The sequence below is a fragment of the Paraburkholderia sediminicola genome (assembly GCF_046026855.1).
Classification (GTDB): Bacteria; Pseudomonadota; Gammaproteobacteria; order Burkholderiales; family Burkholderiaceae; genus Paraburkholderia; species Paraburkholderia sediminicola_A.
Map to the genome: position 1 here is coordinate 34,384 of NZ_JAQQET010000033.1, position 16,160 is coordinate 50,543.

The window sequence follows — 16,160 nt, forward strand, 5'->3', positions numbered from 1 at the left end:
GCCCTGCTATGCGACAAATTTTTCTGCTGATCCTGTTGTTCATCGTTGGCCAGTGGCTGGTCAAGGCGCTGCGTCGTCATGACGCGCAAGCGTCGCAACGCGCCGGAGGTGCCGGTGCGAATGGCGCCGCTGGTGCAAAAGGCCAGAGTGGCCCGAATGGCGGCGCGCGTGGGCCCGCCTCCGCGCAAGCGCAGCCGCAGCTCGCGGAGCCGATGATCCGTTGTGCCGAGTGCGGCGTGCACGCGCCGAAAAGCGATTCCGTGGTGGTGGCCGGGCAGCCGTTCTGCAGCGCCGCACATGCACAGCGTCACGGCGCGCATCCCACGGGCCGCGACGCTCGATGAGCGTCGAGTTCACCGTCGATGCCGACGGTTGGGTCGCCGCCGCACGCAAACTGCCTTCGCCGAATTTCGAAGCGCGGCCCGACGGGGCCGTGCCGACGCTGATCGTCGTCCATAACATCAGCCTGCCGCCCAATGAGTTTGGCGGCCCGGCGATCGCCGAGCTGTTCCAGAACACGCTCGACTGCGACGCCCACCCTTACTACGACACGCATTTGCGCGGCGTACGGGTGTCCGCGCACTTTGTGATCCATCGCGACGGCGCGCTTGAGCAATTCGTGTCCTGCAACGAGCGCGCGTGGCACGCCGGCCCGTCGAATTTTTTCGGGCGTGAGCGCTGCAACGATTTTTCAATCGGTATCGAGCTGGAAGGCAGTGACACGACTGCTTTCGAAGCGGCGCAATACCGCACGCTCAGTGCGCTTGTGACAGCGCTCAAGGCTCGCTATCCGGTCGAAGGACTTGCCGGTCACTCGGACATTGCCCCCGGCCGCAAAACCGATCCAGGGCCCCATTTCGAGTGGCAGCGTCTGCAGCGCGACACCGCGTTGGCGGATCAGTACTTCCCCTATCTCAAGTTTTCCAACGCGCCGTAACGACCCTTCGCGCGACTTCGCGTGATACGTGCAGAGCGAGGCGCAGCCTTGTTCTGCGGGCGGCGGCTTTGCGTCGCGGGATCCAGATGTCAACCCTTCGAAAGTAAATAAATCGATTTGACCTGTCTTGAAACTCCACTATACTTGGTGCCAGAAATTCAGTTTCGCACTATATATAGTGTCCGGTGTGTATAACTCTGTGCATAACTGAGTGCATAAGTTATGCGGCGCCTCGCTCCCCGAGCATGGCGCCGCAAGCATTCCAGGCAGCGAAAAAATTCCTGCGGCGCGGCCGGTAGTGACTTCCGGCGGCATCCAGAAGCATTCAGGAAAAGGGCACAGCAAGTGATCGCGACACACATGATGAAGACCGTTACAAGTTCGAACCAGGCTTCATCGCTGTCGCATTCCGCCACCCGGCTCAGCCGGCCTTTTTCCTGCACACCATCGCTTGCGCACGCGGCGGCGCAGCGTTCGTTTTAATCCGCGGCTTTCTCCGCACCATTTCCAAGACCAGGAGCTTTGCACATGCAAACCACCGACAACGTGACGACCCGGTATGAGGGCTCACCGACTGGCCAGGCCTTCGGCCAGACACAAGGCGCACAGGCGCTTGCGCCGCAGGTGACCTATGCCGACTACAAGGTGATCCGTCGTAACGGCAGCGTGGTGTCGTTCGAGCCGTCGAAAATCGCCATCGCAGTGACGAAGGCATTTCTGGCTGTCAACGGTGGTCAAGGCGCGGCGTCGGCTCGCGTGCGCGAACTGGTCGAGCAACTTACGCAGAGCGTGGTGCGTGCACTCGTGCGCAGCCGTCCGAACGGCGGCACGTTCCATATAGAAGACATCCAGGATCAGGTCGAACTCGCGCTGATGCGCGGCGGCGAACACAACGTCGCGCGTGCGTACGTGCTGTATCGCGAGAAGCGCACGCAGGCGCGCGGTCATGACGACCAGATCGTTGCTAACACGCCGGGTCTGAACGTCACCGACAACGGCGTGACGCGTCCGCTCGACATGGCTGCACTGCGCGGCATCATCGAATTGGCTTGCTCGAACCTGGGCGACGCCGTGAGCGCCGATCCGATCATCGCGGAAACAGTCAAGAATCTGTACGACGGCGTGCCGATGACCCAGGTCTACGACTCGGCGATTCTGGCTGCCCGCACAATGATCGAAAAGGACCCGGCATACAGCCAGGTCACCGCCCGCATCCTGCTGCACACGATCCGCCGCGAGATTCTCGAAGAAGAAGTCACGCAAACGGAAATGGGCGAGCGCTACGCCGAGTACTTCCCGCAATTCATCAAGCGCGGCGTGCAAGCCGAACTGCTCGACGACAAGCTGCTGCAGTTCGATCTGAAGCGCCTCGGCGCCGCACTTGACAACAACCGCGACCTGCAATTCGGCTACCTCGGCCTGCAAACGCTGTACGACCGCTACTTCCTGCATCACGACGGCGTGCGCATCGAAATGCCGCAGGCATTCTTTATGCGTGTCGCGATGGGTCTGTCGCTGAACGAGATCGACCGCGAAGCGCGCGCGATCGAGTTTTACAAGGTGCTGTCGAGCTTCGACTTCATGTCGTCCACGCCCACTTTGTTCAACTCGGGTACCCGCCGCTCGCAACTCTCGTCCTGCTACCTGACCACAGTCGACGACGATCTCGACGGCATCTACGAAGCGCTGAAGGAAAACGCGCTGCTGTCGAAGTTCGCCGGCGGTCTGGGCAACGACTGGACGCGCGTGCGCGCGCTCGGTTCGCACATCAAGGGTACCAACGGCAAGTCGCAAGGCGTCGTGCCGTTCCTGAAGGTCGTCAACGACACGGCTGTGGCGGTCAACCAGGGCGGCAAGCGCAAGGGCGCGGTGTGTGCGTACCTGGAAACGTGGCACCTGGACATCGAAGAATTCCTCGAGCTGCGTAAGAACACCGGCGACGACCGTCGCCGCACCCACGACATGAACACGGCGAACTGGATTCCCGATCTGTTCATGAAGCGCGTGCACGAAGGCGGTGACTGGACGCTGTTCTCGCCGTCCACCTGCCCGGATCTGCACGACAAGTTCGGCGCGGAATTCGAAACGGCTTACACGGCTTACGAAGACAAGGTCGCGCGCGGCGAGATCAAGCTGTTCAAGAAGATCCCGGCGGCGCAACTGTGGCGCAAGATGCTGGGCATGCTGTTCGAAACCGGCCACCCGTGGATCACGTTCAAGGATCCGTGCAATGTGCGCTCGCCGCAACAGCACGTCGGTGTCGTCCACTCGTCGAACCTGTGCACGGAAATCACGCTGAACACCAGCGACGCCGAAATCGCCGTCTGCAACCTGGGCTCGGTGAACCTCGTCGCCCACCTGAAGGAACAGGCCGACGGCACGCTGGTGCTCGACCACGACAAGCTGAAGCGCACCGTCAGCGTGGCGATGCGCATGCTCGACAACGTGATCGACATCAACTACTACGCGGTTGCCAAGGCGCGTAACTCGAACCTGAAGCACCGTCCGGTCGGCATGGGCATCATGGGCTTCCAGGACTGCCTGCACCTGCTGCGCACGCCGTACGCGTCGCAAGAGGCGGTGGCGTTCGCCGATACGTCGATGGAAGCGGTTTGCTACTACGCTTACTACGCGTCGACCGAACTGGCCCAGGAACGTGGCCGTTACTCCAGCTACCGCGGCTCGCTGTGGGACCGCGGCATCCTCCCGCAAGATTCGGTGAAGCTGCTGGCCGAAGCGCGCGGCGGCTATGTCGAAGTCGATTCGAGCGAATCGATGGACTGGACCGAACTGCGTTCGCGCATCGCCACCTACGGCATGCGCAACTCGAACTGCGTCGCAATCGCACCGACGGCGACCATCTCGAACATCATCGGCGTGTCGGCCTGTATCGAGCCGACGTTCCAGAACCTGTATGTGAAGTCGAATCTGTCGGGCGAATTCACGGTGGTCAACGACTACCTGGTGCGCGACCTGAAGGAACGCGGTCTGTGGGACGAAGTGATGGTCGCCGATCTGAAGTACTTCGACGGCACGCTGTCGCGCATCGACCGCATCCCGGCCGATCTGCGCGCGATCTACGCGACCGCGTTCGAACTCGATCCGGTGTGGCTGGTCGAAGCGGCCTCGCGTCGTCAGAAGTGGATCGACCAGGCGCAGTCGCTGAACATCTACATGGGCGGCGCGTCGGGTAAGAAGCTCGATGAAGTCTACAAGCTCGCATGGGTGCGCGGTCTGAAGACGACCTACTACCTCCGCACGATGGCGGCGACGCACGTCGAGAAGTCGACGGTTGCTCACGGCGCGCTGAACGCGGTGAGCTCGGGTGGCGGCGAAGGTTCGGGTGGTGTCGGCGGTGGCGCGGCAGGCGGCTTTGGTGCCAGCGGCGGTGCAGCTTCGGGCGGCATCCAGGCAGCGGCGGCAGCGCCGGCCGTTGCAGTCGAAGCAGCACCGGAAGCGGATGGTCCGGTGTGCATGATGCGTCCGGGCGATCCGGGTTTCGACGAATGCGAGGCTTGCCAGTAAGAACCTCTCGCGACCGTGATTCAAGCGCGAGGCGAGTACGAAGCAGGCGGCAGGATCGCTGTTTGCTGAACGGGTTGTAGGTAAAGACCCGCATGCAGCGATCAGCAAGCCTGATAGAAGTGATGCAGAAGTGAAGTAGACGAGCGGCGCGGCGAAACGAAATCGAAGTTGCGCCGCTCGTCGACAAGCAGCGAAGCACGGCAAGCAACTGAAGTCGTGAAGCGGTAACAAGCGGTAGATGAAGCGGTCAGCAGCCGGCAACACAGACGAAGCGCTCGACATGAAGCGCTCAGCAAACGCTCCGGTCGAGGGTCGTTCGACACAGCCGGCCAGATGCATCGCCCGACATTGCATTGAACTTCGCCTCGCTAGCACTGACGAACAGGCAGACACGAGGCAGCAGGAAGCAATCGCAAGACGCTGCAAACACGCTCCGCAATACAGATAGATAGAGCAGCGAAACGTCGCTTTAACACGTTGCTCTTCGAGTTCGCGAAGCACTTCGACGACACATGTTCAACACGCTTCACATGAGGCGACACACACAGTCTGTTGAACAAAGTGTTGTATGAACGTAGCAACGCGAATCGAAAACAGGATTTTTCATCAGCGAACTCTTTTATCGCTCGTGAAAAGATGGTACAAACCGTTCTAAATTGATGGTGACATTTATGCTCAACTGGGATGACGAGATCACTGCCGTAACTCCCTCGAGCGCTACGCAACAGAATGTGTTGCGCAACGCGGCGGGATCGGCTGTCGGTTCGCAAGTCGGAACGCGTTCCGCTCCTCACGCTCCCTCGGCTCAAGACGTCTTCGCGAACGACATTGCTGTCGCTCCCGTTGCTTCCGTCTCTCACGCTACCGGAACGGCTGCCGTTTCCGAGTCGCGTGTCAATGTCGCCGACAAGCGCATCATCAACGGCCAGACCGACGTCAATCAGTTGGTGCCGTTCAAATACAAGTGGGCCTGGGAAAAGTATCTGGCTGGTTGCGCCAACCACTGGATGCCGCAAGAAGTGAACATGTCGCGCGACATCGCCCTCTGGAAAGACCCGAACGGGCTGACCGAAGACGAGCGCCGCATCGTCAAGCGCAACCTGGGCTTCTTCGTGACGGCAGACTCGCTGGCCGCCAACAACATCGTGCTGGGCACCTACCGCCACATCACGGCGCCCGAATGCCGCCAGTTCCTGCTGCGCCAGGCGTTCGAAGAGGCGATCCACACGCACGCTTACCAGTACATCGTCGAGTCCCTGGGCCTCGACGAAGGCGAAATCTTCAACGCGTATCACGAGGTTTCCTCGATCCGCGCGAAAGACGAATTCCTGATTCCGTTCATCCATACGCTGACCGACCCGGCCTTCAAGACCGGCACGCTCGAGGCAGACCAGACCCTGCTGCGCTCGCTGATCGTGTTCGCCTGTGTGATGGAAGGTCTGTTCTTCTACGTCGGCTTTACGCAAATCCTGGCGTTGGGTCGCCAGAACAAGATGACCGGCGCGGCGGAGCAGTACCAATACATCCTGCGCGACGAGTCGATGCACTGCAATTTCGGCATCGACCTGATCAACCAGATCAAACTCGAAAACCCGCAACTCTGGACGGCTGAGTTCCGCGCGGAAATCCGCGAAATCTTCCAGCAAGCGGTCGAACTTGAATATCGTTACGCAGAAGATACGATGCCGCGCGGGGTGCTCGGCCTCAATGCGTCGATGTTCAAGAGCTATCTGCGCTTCATCTGCAACCGTCGTTGCCAGCAGATCGGTCTCGATCCGCTGTACCCGAACGAGGAAAACCCGTTCCCGTGGATGAGCGAGATGATCGACCTGAAGAAGGAACGCAACTTCTTCGAGACGCGAGTGATCGAATATCAGACTGGCGGCGCGCTAACCTGGGAGTGATCCGGGTTCGTGTCGCAGATGCATTCATTTTGGGGATGCCGGCAGGCTTCGGCCGCGGCAATTTAGTTAGGAGCAGAACCGCCTGATGCAAATTGTGCCCGGTGCGTCGCGTGCCTTCGCGGTCCACAAACATGGCTGGCACTTTGCGAACCCTTCAGTGGGATGGGCAAACTTCCCCCCGGAAAAAGCCGCTGGCGTTGTCGCCAGCGGCCCGATCAAGCAATTGCCGGCGTTGATATTCAGCGCCGACCAGATCTGGCGCGCTGTGCCCAAGGGCACAGCGCGCCTTACCGCATTCATTAGCGTAAGCGCGCGGCACCTGCGTACGCCGATGAATAGCCCGCTTCGTAGCGCGCGCCCTGAGAAGCGTCCGCGAGAAACGGGTTTTGACGAAGGGTGTAGTTTGAACTGACTCTCATCTGAAAACCTGAAGGAGAAAATGATGGCAACTATCAAAAAAGCCGTAGCTAAGAAACCCGCAGCGAAGAAGGTCGTAGCCAAGAAGGCACCGGCTAAGAAGGCTGCTCCGGCGAAGAAAGTCGCTGCCAAGAAAGTCGCAGTGAAGAAGGTTGCGGCGAAGAAGGTTGCAGCGAAGAAAGCACCGGCGAAGAAGGTTGCAGCGAAGAAAGCTGCTCCGGCCAAGAAGGTTGCAGCCAAGAAAGTCGCAGTGAAGAAGGTTGCAGCGAAGAAGGCGCCGGCTAAGAAGGCAGCGCCGGCTAAGAAAGCCGCTGTGAAGAAGGTTGCAGCAAAGAAGGCACCGGCGAAGAAGGCTGCAGCAAAGAAGGCGCCGGCTAAGAAGGCTGCTGCCAAGAAGGCTGCGCCTGCCAAGAAGGCTGCTGCCAAGAAAGCTGCGCCTGCGAAGAAGGCTGCCGCTAAAAAGGCTGCGCCTGCCAAGAAGGCTGCCGCGAAGAAGGCCGCTGCTCCTGCCAAGAAGGCTGCCCCAGCGAAGAAGGCTGTCGCCAAGAAGGCTGCGCCTGCACCCGCTGCGACTTCTGTCTCGAGCGCACCGGCGGCGTCGGTGAAAACCGCGCTGAACCCGGCAGCGGCATGGCCGTTCCCGACGGGCAGCCGTCCGTAACTGGCGGATAAGCGGTAGAAGTACTTCGACACGTCGTACCGTGTGTCGATGATCGAGTAGCGCTTAAGTAGCATTACCGAGCGCTACTCGGTCAGGGTCCCGTTGCCGGGTTTCTGGCGACGGGATTTTTTTTGCCCGGCGCTCGCTCGCCCATCGCCTGAAAATGCGTCGGCTCAAAACATGCAGGCGAAAAAAAACGCATGCACAGGGGAGGGCATGCGTTTGAAGTCGCCGCGGCGGCGCGTTAGGCGTTGCCGCGCGAGAGGGGAAACTAGCTTAGTGTGTGACGCGCGTGACGCCGCCGCTCGAGAGCAGACGAACGCGGTCGCCGGCGCGGAATATTTCGCCGGTGGCGCTTTGCGTGATCGCGCGCATGTCGCCGTTATCGAGTCGCACGGTGATCTCGAGACCGTCGTGAACAGCGACGCCGTTCTCGACCGCGTTGCCTGCCACGGCGCCGGCCAGACCACCGATGATGCCCGTCACGATCGAGCCGCGACCGCCGCCGATCGCGCTGCCGGCGACCGCGCCCAACGCGCCGCCGCCGATCGCGCCCAGGCCACTCGGCTGGCCGTTGTTCGAACTGATCTTCACGGCCCGAACGCTGTCGACCGTGCCCATGCGGACCGTCTCTTCGCGCTGTGCCTGCGACGCCGTGTAGACATCTGCAGAACTGCTGTTATACGCACACCCCGACATGGCCAGTGAACCGGCAATCAAGGCGGCCACTACCAGGCGACTCGTTGTTCTCATTCCCTAACTCCAATAGCTTGCGGCATTACTGCAGGTCGTATCCGAACGCCTGCTTGAACCGTTCGTTGATCTCCGCCCGGCTGGGCGCGTAGTTTTGCGGGCCCTGGTGTTCGATCTTCAGCGCGCCCATCAGGCTCGCCAGACGCCCAGTGGTCGCCCAGCCAAGCTTGTTCTCGATGCCGTACAGCAAGCCGCCGCGGAACGCGTCGCCGCAACCTGTAGGATCGAGCACCTGCTGTGCCTTTACCGCCGGAATATCTTCGACGCCCCCGGCGTGATGGATCTTCGCACCTTGCTCGCCGAGCGTGATAACCAGCGCCTCGACCTTGCCGGCGATCTCTTCGATCGACCAACCCGTTTTGTTGCTCACCAGTTTGGCTTCGTAATCGTTGACAGCTACATAAGTAGCAAGTTCAATCATACGGCGCAGAGACTCGCCGTCGAACAGCGGCAAACCTTGGCCCGGATCGAAGATAAAGGGTACGCCGGCCGCTGCCAGGTGCTCGGAATGCTGGATCATGCCGTCATAGCCGTCGGGGGCGACGATGCCGAGCGTGATGCCTTTTGCCTGGTCGGCGCGATTCAGATGCGACTGCATCATCGCGCCCGGGTGGAATGCGGCGATCTGATTGTTTTCCAGATCGGTGGTGATCATCGCCTGGGCCGAGTGGGTGTTCGGCACCAGGAGTACGTTTTCCGTCGACAGGCCGAGTTGCTTGAAGTGGTCCATGTAGAGCTGCGCGTCGATCGCGCCGAGCGTCCCCATGATGCGCGCGTCGCCACCGAGCAGATGCAGCGAGTAGGCGATGTTGCCCGCGCAGCCGCCGAATTCCCGGCGCATCGTCGGCACGAGAAAGCTCACGTTCAGGATGTGGACCTGCTCCGGCAGGATGTGATCCCGAAAGCGGCCCTCGAAGGTCATGATGTTGTCGTAGGCGAGCGAACCGCAAATCAGCGTAGCCAAGGCGAGCGTTCCTGTAAAAATCGATAAAGAGAATGGGCGCGACGATGTGACAGCGCCGCGCACGAAGCGCGGCGCCGGGGTTCGCGCGCGAAGGTTTTACTTCAGCGCGGCGAGTGCTGCGTCGTAGTTCGGCTCGTTCTTGATTTCGCCGACCAGCTCAGCGTGCACGACCTTGTCGTTTTCGTCGACGACCACCACGGCGCGTGCCGTCAGGCCCGTCAGCGGGCCGCTCGTCACATCGACGCCGTAGGCTTGCGCGAACTCATGGCCGCGGAACGTGGACGCCGTCACGACGTTCTCGATGCCTTCTGTCGTGCAGAAGCGCGATGCGGCGAACGGCAGGTCGCCCGACACGACGATCACAGCCGTATTGGTCAGCTTGGCTGCGGCTTCGTTGAACTTGCGGGTCGAGGTGGCGCAGGTCGGCGTGTCGAGGCTCGGGACGATGTTCAGCACCTTGCGCTTGCCGGCAAAGTCAGCCAGCGACACCGGCTTCAGATCCTTGCCCACCAGCGAGAAAGTGGGAGCATTCTGGCCCACGGTCGGGAACGTGCCTGCTACTTCGATCGGGTTGCCACCCAGCGTGACTTGACTCATGTTGTTGTGCTCCGAAAATTCGTCATTAATGACGGTGAACGCGCCCGGTCAGTGCCGGGCGCGCAAGGATGCGTTACGGATAAAAAATCTGTACGCGGAAATTGGAAGCGACCGCATTGCCCGTGTCGAGATGGACGATCATGGTCTGGGTCGTATGCGCGGGCAGGCCGGCCGCGATTGGCGTGCCGGGTGGGACATAGTCTTGCGGCCACAGAACGCGGCGCACGGCAACATTGTTCTGGTCGTCGAGCAGCGTGAGTTCGATGGCCGGGTAGGCCAACGCAACATTGAAGCGGTTGCGCAGCGGCATCTTCAGTTCGAGCTTGTGTGGACCGTCAATCTGCCGCAGATCGGACGGCTCGACCTGCAAACCGTCGATGTCGTGCGGCGGCGTGATCTGGCAGCCGAGCTGCGCACAGGCCTTCGCATAGAGCGTCTGTGAACGTGGGAAGTAGACCTGCACGGTTTCGCGCTGCCACCAGGCGAGTTGCGCAAGCAGGGCGATAACCAGCAGCGCCGCGACTACTGAGCCCGCGATGATCCAGCCGAGGCGGCGCGGTTCGGCTGGACGCGTTTCGCGTACCACCGGGAAGGGATCGACGCCGTCATGCACCGGCTGGACTGTGAAAGGTTCGCCGCTCGATCCAAATGAGGCTGCGCCCGGGCCACCTGGGCCGGAGCCGCTGCCCGCGCCCAGGCCGCCCGCAGCGGCCGCACCCAAGCCGGCCGCTGCGCCCAAGCCGGCTGCACCTGAGGCGGCCCCACCTAAGCCGGCCGCGCCTGAGGTGGCCCCACCGAAATGCGGTTCATTGTCAGGAATCCCATGCAAGGCGGCCGGCTTGTTTAGAACCGGTTCGTCTGCATGAGCAAAATGTTCAGAGGAGCGCTCGGTCTTGTGCCAGACCCGTGGCGCGGCTTCCGCCGGCGGGTTGGCAGGGGGCGCGGAAGGCTCACGCGGGACGTTCACCGGCGCGTCGGACTCGTAGGCGAAGGGTTCGAGCGGCGCGTCCGCGAGAACGGGTTCGTGGTCGTGAGGGCTCGGCGTGGTGACAGCGCTCGCCGGCAGTTCCGGCTCGGTCGCATGGCGCGGCGTGACCGCGACGCCTACGCCGGTGGAAACCGGCGTGAGCGGCAGATTGCTGGCGTTGTGAAGCAGACGGTTGTCGATCACGGCGTCGGCCGCCGGTGCCCACGGATCCCAGGCTTCAGCGCTGAAATCGGGGTCCTTGGGACGTACGCCGGACAAAGCCTCGATCGCCGCCGTCGCGGCGACTGGCTTGGCGGAGGAGAAGTCGCCACCCTCGTTCAGTTCGAACAGGCTACTGGATGCGTCGAATACTTCATGGCAATGCCCGCAACGCACGAGGCCGCGGCGCAGCGCGAGCTGCGCCGGTTGCAGGCGGAAGACGGTTTCGCAGAAGGGGCAACGCGTCGCCAGGAGCATATTGAGCCGGTAAGCCGAAAGGCCGTTGGTTGGACAATACGCCTTATTCTAATGGCTTTCGCGGCGCGTTCCCGTTAGACATACCCAACCTTCGTGTTCGCGCCATACGCCGATGTCGATCCATTGTGCGTAGACCTGCGCCACTTCGTCCGCCTGGCGCGCCAGAATGCCTGATAGCGCGATACGGCCGCCAGGCTTGACCTTCGACGACAGCATTGCCGCCATCAGCTTGAGCGGATTCGACAGGATATTGGCGACCACGATATCGAACTCGCCGGTGGGGCACTCGTCAGGCAAACCGTACGTGACTTCTACCCGGTTGCGCTCGCTGTTATGACGCGCCGATTCGACCGCTTGCGGGTCGATATCGATGCCGTACACCGGGTTGGCGCCGCACTTCTTCGCGAGGATCGCGAGGATGCCCGAGCCGCAGCCATAATCGAGCACGGATTGCTCCGCCTTCACCGATTGCTCCAGCCATTCCATACACAAACGTGTGGTGGGATGGCTGCCGGTTCCGAATGCGAGGCCGGGATCCAGCTCCAGCACGAGGGCGTCCGGGTCCGGTGCATCGTGCCACGAGGGCACGACCCAGATGCGCTCGCCGATTGAAATCGGATCGAATTGCGATTGCGTGAGACGTACCCAATCCTGCTCTTCGACTTCACGCACAGTGAATGAAGGCGCGGGATCGAGGCCCAGTTCATTGGCCGCCGCGGTGAGCAACACCGCCGGCTCGTGTTCCGGCGCGAGCAGCGCGATCACCCGCGAACGCTGCCACGCGGCGCGGTCCGGCGTGAGACCGGGCTCGCCGAACAGCGGCTGCTCGTCGGGCGTGTCGGCGTCCGCATCTTCAACCGATACGGACAGCGCACCCAACTCGAGCAGAGCGTCGGAGAACTCCTCCGCGTGCTCGCGTGCCAGCTCGGCGATCAGTTCCCGGTAGCTCATGACTTACGCTTCTTCCGGCGCGGCCTGCTGCTTCGCGGCCAACCGGTTTTCGAGGTAATGAATGCTGGTGCCGCCTTCAACGAACTTCGCGTCCAGCATCAATTCGCGGTGCAGCGGGATGTTGGTCTGAATACCCTCGACGACCATTTCCGACAATGCGATGCGCATCCGCTTGATTGCCTGTTCGCGCGTCGCGCCGTAAGCGATCAGCTTGCCGATCATCGAATCATAGTTCGGCGGAACGAAATAACCATTGTAGGCGTGCGAATCGACGCGAATGCCAGGGCCGCCCGGCATATGCCACGACGTCAAACGTCCCGGCGACGGCGTGAACTTGAACGGATCTTCAGCGTTGATCCGGCATTCGATAGCATGACCCTTGAAGACGATGTCGCGCTGACGGAACGCGAGCTTCTCGCCAGCCGCGATACGGATCTGTTCCTGCACGATATCGACGCCCGTGATCAGTTCGGTCACCGGATGCTCGACCTGCACGCGCGTGTTCATTTCGATGAAGTAGAACTCGCCGTTTTCGTACAGGAATTCGAATGTACCCGCGCCAAGATAGCCCATCTTCTTGCAGGCATCCGCGCAACGATCACCGATACGGTCGATCAGGCGGCGCGCGATGCCCGGCGCCGGCGCTTCTTCGATCACTTTCTGGTGACGGCGCTGCATCGAGCAATCGCGCTCGCCCAGCCAGACCGCATTCTTGAACGAATCCGCCAGGATCTGAATTTCGATGTGCCGCGGGTTCTCCAGGAATTTCTCCATGTAGACCTGCGGGTTGCCGAAGGCACGGCCGGCTTCTTCGCGCGTCATGTTGACCGCGTTGACCAGCGCCGCTTCCGTGTGGACCACGCGCATGCCGCGGCCACCGCCGCCGCCGGCGGCCTTGATGATCACCGGATAGCCGACCTGGCGGGCAATTTTCACGATCTCTTTCGGATCGTCCGGCAACGCGCCTTCAGAACCCGGCACGCAGGGCACGCCGGTTTTGATCATGGTCTGCTTGGCGGTCACCTTGTCGCCCATCATCCGGATGGTTTCCGGGCGCGGGCCGATGAAGGTGAAGCCGGACTGCTCGACGCGTTCGGCGAAGTCGGCGTTTTCCGAGAGGAAGCCGTAACCGGGGTGGATCGCCTGGGCGTCCGTCACCTCGGCTGCGCTGATCAGCGCCGGCATGTTCAGGTAGCTCAGATTCGAAGGCGCCGGGCCGATACAGACCGCTTCGTCGGCGAGCTTCACGTACTTGGCTTCCTTGTCGGCTTCCGAATAGACGACGACCGTTTTAACGCCGAGTTCGCGGCAGGCGCGCTGGATACGAAGCGCGATCTCGCCACGATTGGCAATAAGGATTTTTTCAAACATAGCGGTTTTTCGACTCATCAATAGGCGCCGGGCTGATCACAACGCAGGCTGCCTTAGAGGATCGGTCGCGCGCCCCGGGAGGGCAGGCGCGCGGGCGGCAAACGCAAAGCGCGCCGTGTTAGCCGACCACGAACAGCGGTTGGCCGTACTCGACCGCTTGACCGTTGTCGACGAGGATTTCTTTGACCACGCCGGACTTGTCCGACTCGATTTCGTTGAGCAGCTTCATGGCTTCGATGATGCAGATCGTCTGGCCTTCCTTGACCGTGTCGCCCACCTGGACGAACGGCTCGGCGCCCGGCGACGGCGCCAGGTAGAACGTGCCGACCATCGGCGAGGTCACCACGTGGCCTTGCGGCGCGGCGGCGGCCGGCGTGGCCGGGACGCCTGCTGCCGCGGCCGGCGCTTCGCCGCCCGCGATCGGTGCCGGCTGCATGTATTGCGGCGCGTAGGAAGCAGACGGTTGCACGTAAACCGGCGGCGCATTCTTGACGATGCGGACCTTGCCTTCGCCTTCAGTCACTTCGAGTTCGGAAATGCCGGACTCGGAGACGAGGTCGATCAGAGTTTTCAGTTTACGTAGATCCATCAGGAAGCCCCTTTCAATGCGTAAAGTGCCGGCGCGTGCAATCGCAATACCCGGCTTAAATTGGACGTGTTTGGAATCAGCCGCGCGATGAGCCGGCGGACAGCCGGTCGAGCGCGAATTCGAGCGCGTACATGTACCCCTTCCAGCCAAGGCCGCAGATCACGCCCTCTGCCTGGTCGGAGAAATACGAGTGATGCCGGAACGGTTCGCGGCGATGTACGTTCGACAGATGAATCTCGACGAACGGGATGCCGACCCCCGCCAGTGCGTCCCGAATAGCCACGCTGGTGTGCGTGTACGCGGCGGGATTGATCAGTATGAAATCGGTTTTTTCAGTCCGGCCGGATTGGATGCGATCGACCAGGGCGCCTTCATGATTGCTCTGGAACGACGCGAGTTCGACGCCTGCGTCCGCTGCGCGGTCCGCCAGCGCCTGATCGATCTGCGGCAACGTCACGCGGCCGTAGACCTCGGGTTCCCGGGTGCCGAGAAGATTGAGGTTGGGGCCGTGCAGTACCAGCAGTCGCGTCATGGTCGCTTCTTTTTCCGTGGAATTGGGCGCACTTTAGCGCTGATTAGAGAAACTTGTCTAGTTTCCTGCGCGTTCAGAACGATCTCAGCGACCTTTCGCCGCCTCTCCGGGCGCCCATCTTCTCTCAAATTTGAGCAATCTGCGCGCAATTTCGCGCCTTTTGCCTCTATCTGATCGTCAAAAGAATGTGAAATTTAGAGCGCATCGAGCGTCTGTCTCAGCGCTTGTGGGTCGATTTGCCCTAATTTTGTCGAGCGGATGTTGCCTTTTGCGTCAATTACGACGGTAAAGGGCAGGGCGCCGGCAGTATTGCCGAACGCGCGTGCGAGGTCGGCGCCGCCGAACCCGGTCACATAGACGGGGTAGGCTACTTTCACCTTCTGCAGGAACGCCTGAACGTTTTTGTCCGAATCGACGCCAAGTCCGACGAACTGGATTCCTTTCTTTGCATATTCGCGCTGAAGTTGCGAAAGAGCGGGCATCTCTTCGACACACGGTCCGCACCAAGACGCCCAGAAGTTGACGACGATTGGGTGGCCTTTAAGCAAACTTAGCGATTGCGGCTTGCCGTCGACATTCGTGACCGGTGCGGCCCAAAGCTGCTCGACTGCGCTTTGCGTGGAAGCGGGCTCTGTCGCATGAGCAATTTCCGGGCTGCCATTCAGCAAATGATTGGCCAGCACCCCGCCGCCCGCAGCGGCGACCGCGACAAGCGCGCCTGCCAGAATCCGTCTCGTATTCATTTCAGGTCTGTCTAATTAGTTGAAGAGGTGGCGTCGCTACTATCGAGCAGCGCCTGAACCGCCTGCTGGTTCGCGCGAGCGGTGCGGCCGCGCGCATCGGCCCGGACCGCGCCGCGCAAGTCGTCCGTTTCGTACAGGGCGACGTGGATGCCGGCCGGCTCCCCATCGCGCCCTTCGTTCGTGGGGCGCCAGAGAAAGCTCAGCGTCTCGACGTAGCCGCGACCGGCAAAATGCCGCGTCTCCGAAACGTCGTACTGAATGTTGGCGTTCAGAAAATAGATCGCGACTTCTTTCGGGTTGTCGCAGAACACCTGAAGGTGAATATCCGAGTGTTCGCCGGCTGTGCCACCGAGCACCGCGCCGGTCAGATACGGATTGAACGGCGCGAGCCGCTCCATCCAGTCGATGGCAATGCGGCGTAACCGCCGCAACAGCGCCGGCTGACTGTCGCCCTGGAAGAGCGACTGATATTCACGGATTTCTGCTTCGATCTGGTCGTTATCCGGCAGCCATTCGCCGGCAACACGGCTCTCGCCGACTACCTGCCGTGCCGCTTTGCGCTTGGCCGTTGCATAGTCCAGACCGTCTTCAGCGATCATCCGTGCAGCCGCGATGGCGATTTCCTCACGCACGCGCTGCGGATCGAAATGTGATTTGCGAACCATCTCTCAATCATACTAGAGATTGATGTCAGCCCTTTCTGGGCGGTTCGCGGCGGCCGCTTTGCGCGGGCAAGGTGCCCGGCTACCTTGACTGCCCCGTTCATAGGGTG

General features: G+C 61.5%; 16 protein-coding genes. 6 read left to right on the forward strand and 10 right to left on the reverse strand.

The genetic code is table 11. The annotated features are described in order from the left end of the window. Positions 1-8 precede the first annotated feature (8 nt). From PQR40_RS29710 to PQR40_RS29735, 6 genes are all read left to right on the forward strand, one after another. Entirely contained in the window at positions 9-344 is a 336-nt protein-coding gene (locus PQR40_RS29710) for a PP0621 family protein (RefSeq protein WP_408231247.1), read from the forward strand. Beyond that, positions 341-937, forward strand: a complete 597-nt coding sequence (ampD, locus tag PQR40_RS29715) for a 1,6-anhydro-N-acetylmuramyl-L-alanine amidase AmpD (RefSeq protein WP_408510461.1) — start codon at positions 341-343, stop codon at positions 935-937. Before PQR40_RS29710 ends, ampD begins: the two co-directional genes overlap by 4 nt. Positions 938-1,465: 528 nt before the next feature. Continuing rightward, positions 1,466-4,462 carry a ribonucleoside-diphosphate reductase subunit alpha gene (locus tag PQR40_RS29720; protein ID WP_408510462.1) on the forward strand — a complete coding sequence of 999 codons (2,997 nt, stop codon included), beginning with the start codon at positions 1,466-1,468 and terminating at the stop codon, positions 4,460-4,462. A gap of 671 nt (positions 4,463-5,133) precedes the next feature. Then, complete coding sequence (locus PQR40_RS29725) at positions 5,134-6,366, forward strand: ribonucleotide-diphosphate reductase subunit beta (RefSeq protein ID WP_325043204.1); 1,233 nt, start codon at positions 5,134-5,136, stop codon at positions 6,364-6,366. An 85-nt stretch (positions 6,367-6,451) separates the two neighbouring features. Further along, positions 6,452-6,778: a hypothetical protein gene (locus tag PQR40_RS29730; RefSeq protein ID WP_408231256.1), complete on the forward strand. Its 327-nt coding sequence runs from the start codon at positions 6,452-6,454 to the stop codon at positions 6,776-6,778. A gap of 30 nt (positions 6,779-6,808) precedes the next feature. Continuing rightward, positions 6,809-7,444: a histone H1-like DNA-binding protein gene (locus PQR40_RS29735; protein ID WP_408231259.1), complete on the forward strand. Its 636-nt coding sequence runs from the start codon at positions 6,809-6,811 to the stop codon at positions 7,442-7,444. 276 nt (positions 7,445-7,720) lie between these two features. On the opposite strand, the gene PQR40_RS29740 is transcribed toward PQR40_RS29735, so the two are convergent. The 10 genes from PQR40_RS29740 to PQR40_RS29785 form a co-directional block, all read right to left on the reverse strand. Continuing rightward, a complete protein-coding gene (locus tag PQR40_RS29740; protein ID WP_028196458.1) occupies positions 7,721-8,197 on the reverse strand; it encodes an outer membrane lipoprotein in 477 nt (158 codons plus the stop codon). 25 nt (positions 8,198-8,222) lie between these two features. After that, a complete protein-coding gene (locus PQR40_RS29745; RefSeq protein WP_408510463.1) occupies positions 8,223-9,161 on the reverse strand; it encodes a carbohydrate kinase family protein in 939 nt (312 codons plus the stop codon). A 96-nt stretch (positions 9,162-9,257) separates the two neighbouring features. Further along, entirely contained in the window at positions 9,258-9,758 is a 501-nt protein-coding gene (tpx, locus tag PQR40_RS29750) for a thiol peroxidase (RefSeq protein ID WP_408231265.1), read from the reverse strand. A gap of 73 nt (positions 9,759-9,831) precedes the next feature. After that, entirely contained in the window at positions 9,832-11,202 is a 1,371-nt protein-coding gene (locus PQR40_RS29755; RefSeq protein WP_408510464.1) for a zinc-ribbon and DUF3426 domain-containing protein, read from the reverse strand. Between the two features lie 48 nt (positions 11,203-11,250). Beyond that, positions 11,251-12,153 carry a 50S ribosomal protein L11 methyltransferase gene (prmA, locus tag PQR40_RS29760; protein WP_408231271.1) on the reverse strand — a complete coding sequence of 301 codons (903 nt, stop codon included), beginning with the start codon at positions 12,151-12,153 and terminating at the stop codon, positions 11,251-11,253. A gap of 3 nt (positions 12,154-12,156) precedes the next feature. Beyond that, the gene (gene accC, locus PQR40_RS29765; RefSeq protein WP_408231274.1) at positions 12,157-13,524 is read right to left on the reverse strand and encodes an acetyl-CoA carboxylase biotin carboxylase subunit; all 1,368 of its coding nucleotides are present in this window, start codon (positions 13,522-13,524) and stop codon (positions 12,157-12,159) included. A gap of 118 nt (positions 13,525-13,642) precedes the next feature. After that, entirely contained in the window at positions 13,643-14,113 is a 471-nt protein-coding gene (gene accB, locus PQR40_RS29770; protein WP_408231277.1) for an acetyl-CoA carboxylase biotin carboxyl carrier protein, read from the reverse strand. Positions 14,114-14,189: 76 nt separating this feature from the next. Continuing rightward, the gene (aroQ, locus tag PQR40_RS29775) at positions 14,190-14,645 is read right to left on the reverse strand and encodes a type II 3-dehydroquinate dehydratase (RefSeq protein WP_408231280.1); all 456 of its coding nucleotides are present in this window, start codon (positions 14,643-14,645) and stop codon (positions 14,190-14,192) included. A gap of 194 nt (positions 14,646-14,839) precedes the next feature. Continuing rightward, entirely contained in the window at positions 14,840-15,388 is a 549-nt protein-coding gene (locus PQR40_RS29780; RefSeq protein ID WP_408231283.1) for a TlpA family protein disulfide reductase, read from the reverse strand. An 11-nt stretch (positions 15,389-15,399) separates the two neighbouring features. Continuing rightward, complete coding sequence (locus PQR40_RS29785; protein WP_408510465.1) at positions 15,400-16,053, reverse strand: UDP-N-acetylmuramate--alanine ligase; 654 nt, start codon at positions 16,051-16,053, stop codon at positions 15,400-15,402. Positions 16,054-16,160 lie beyond the last annotated feature (107 nt).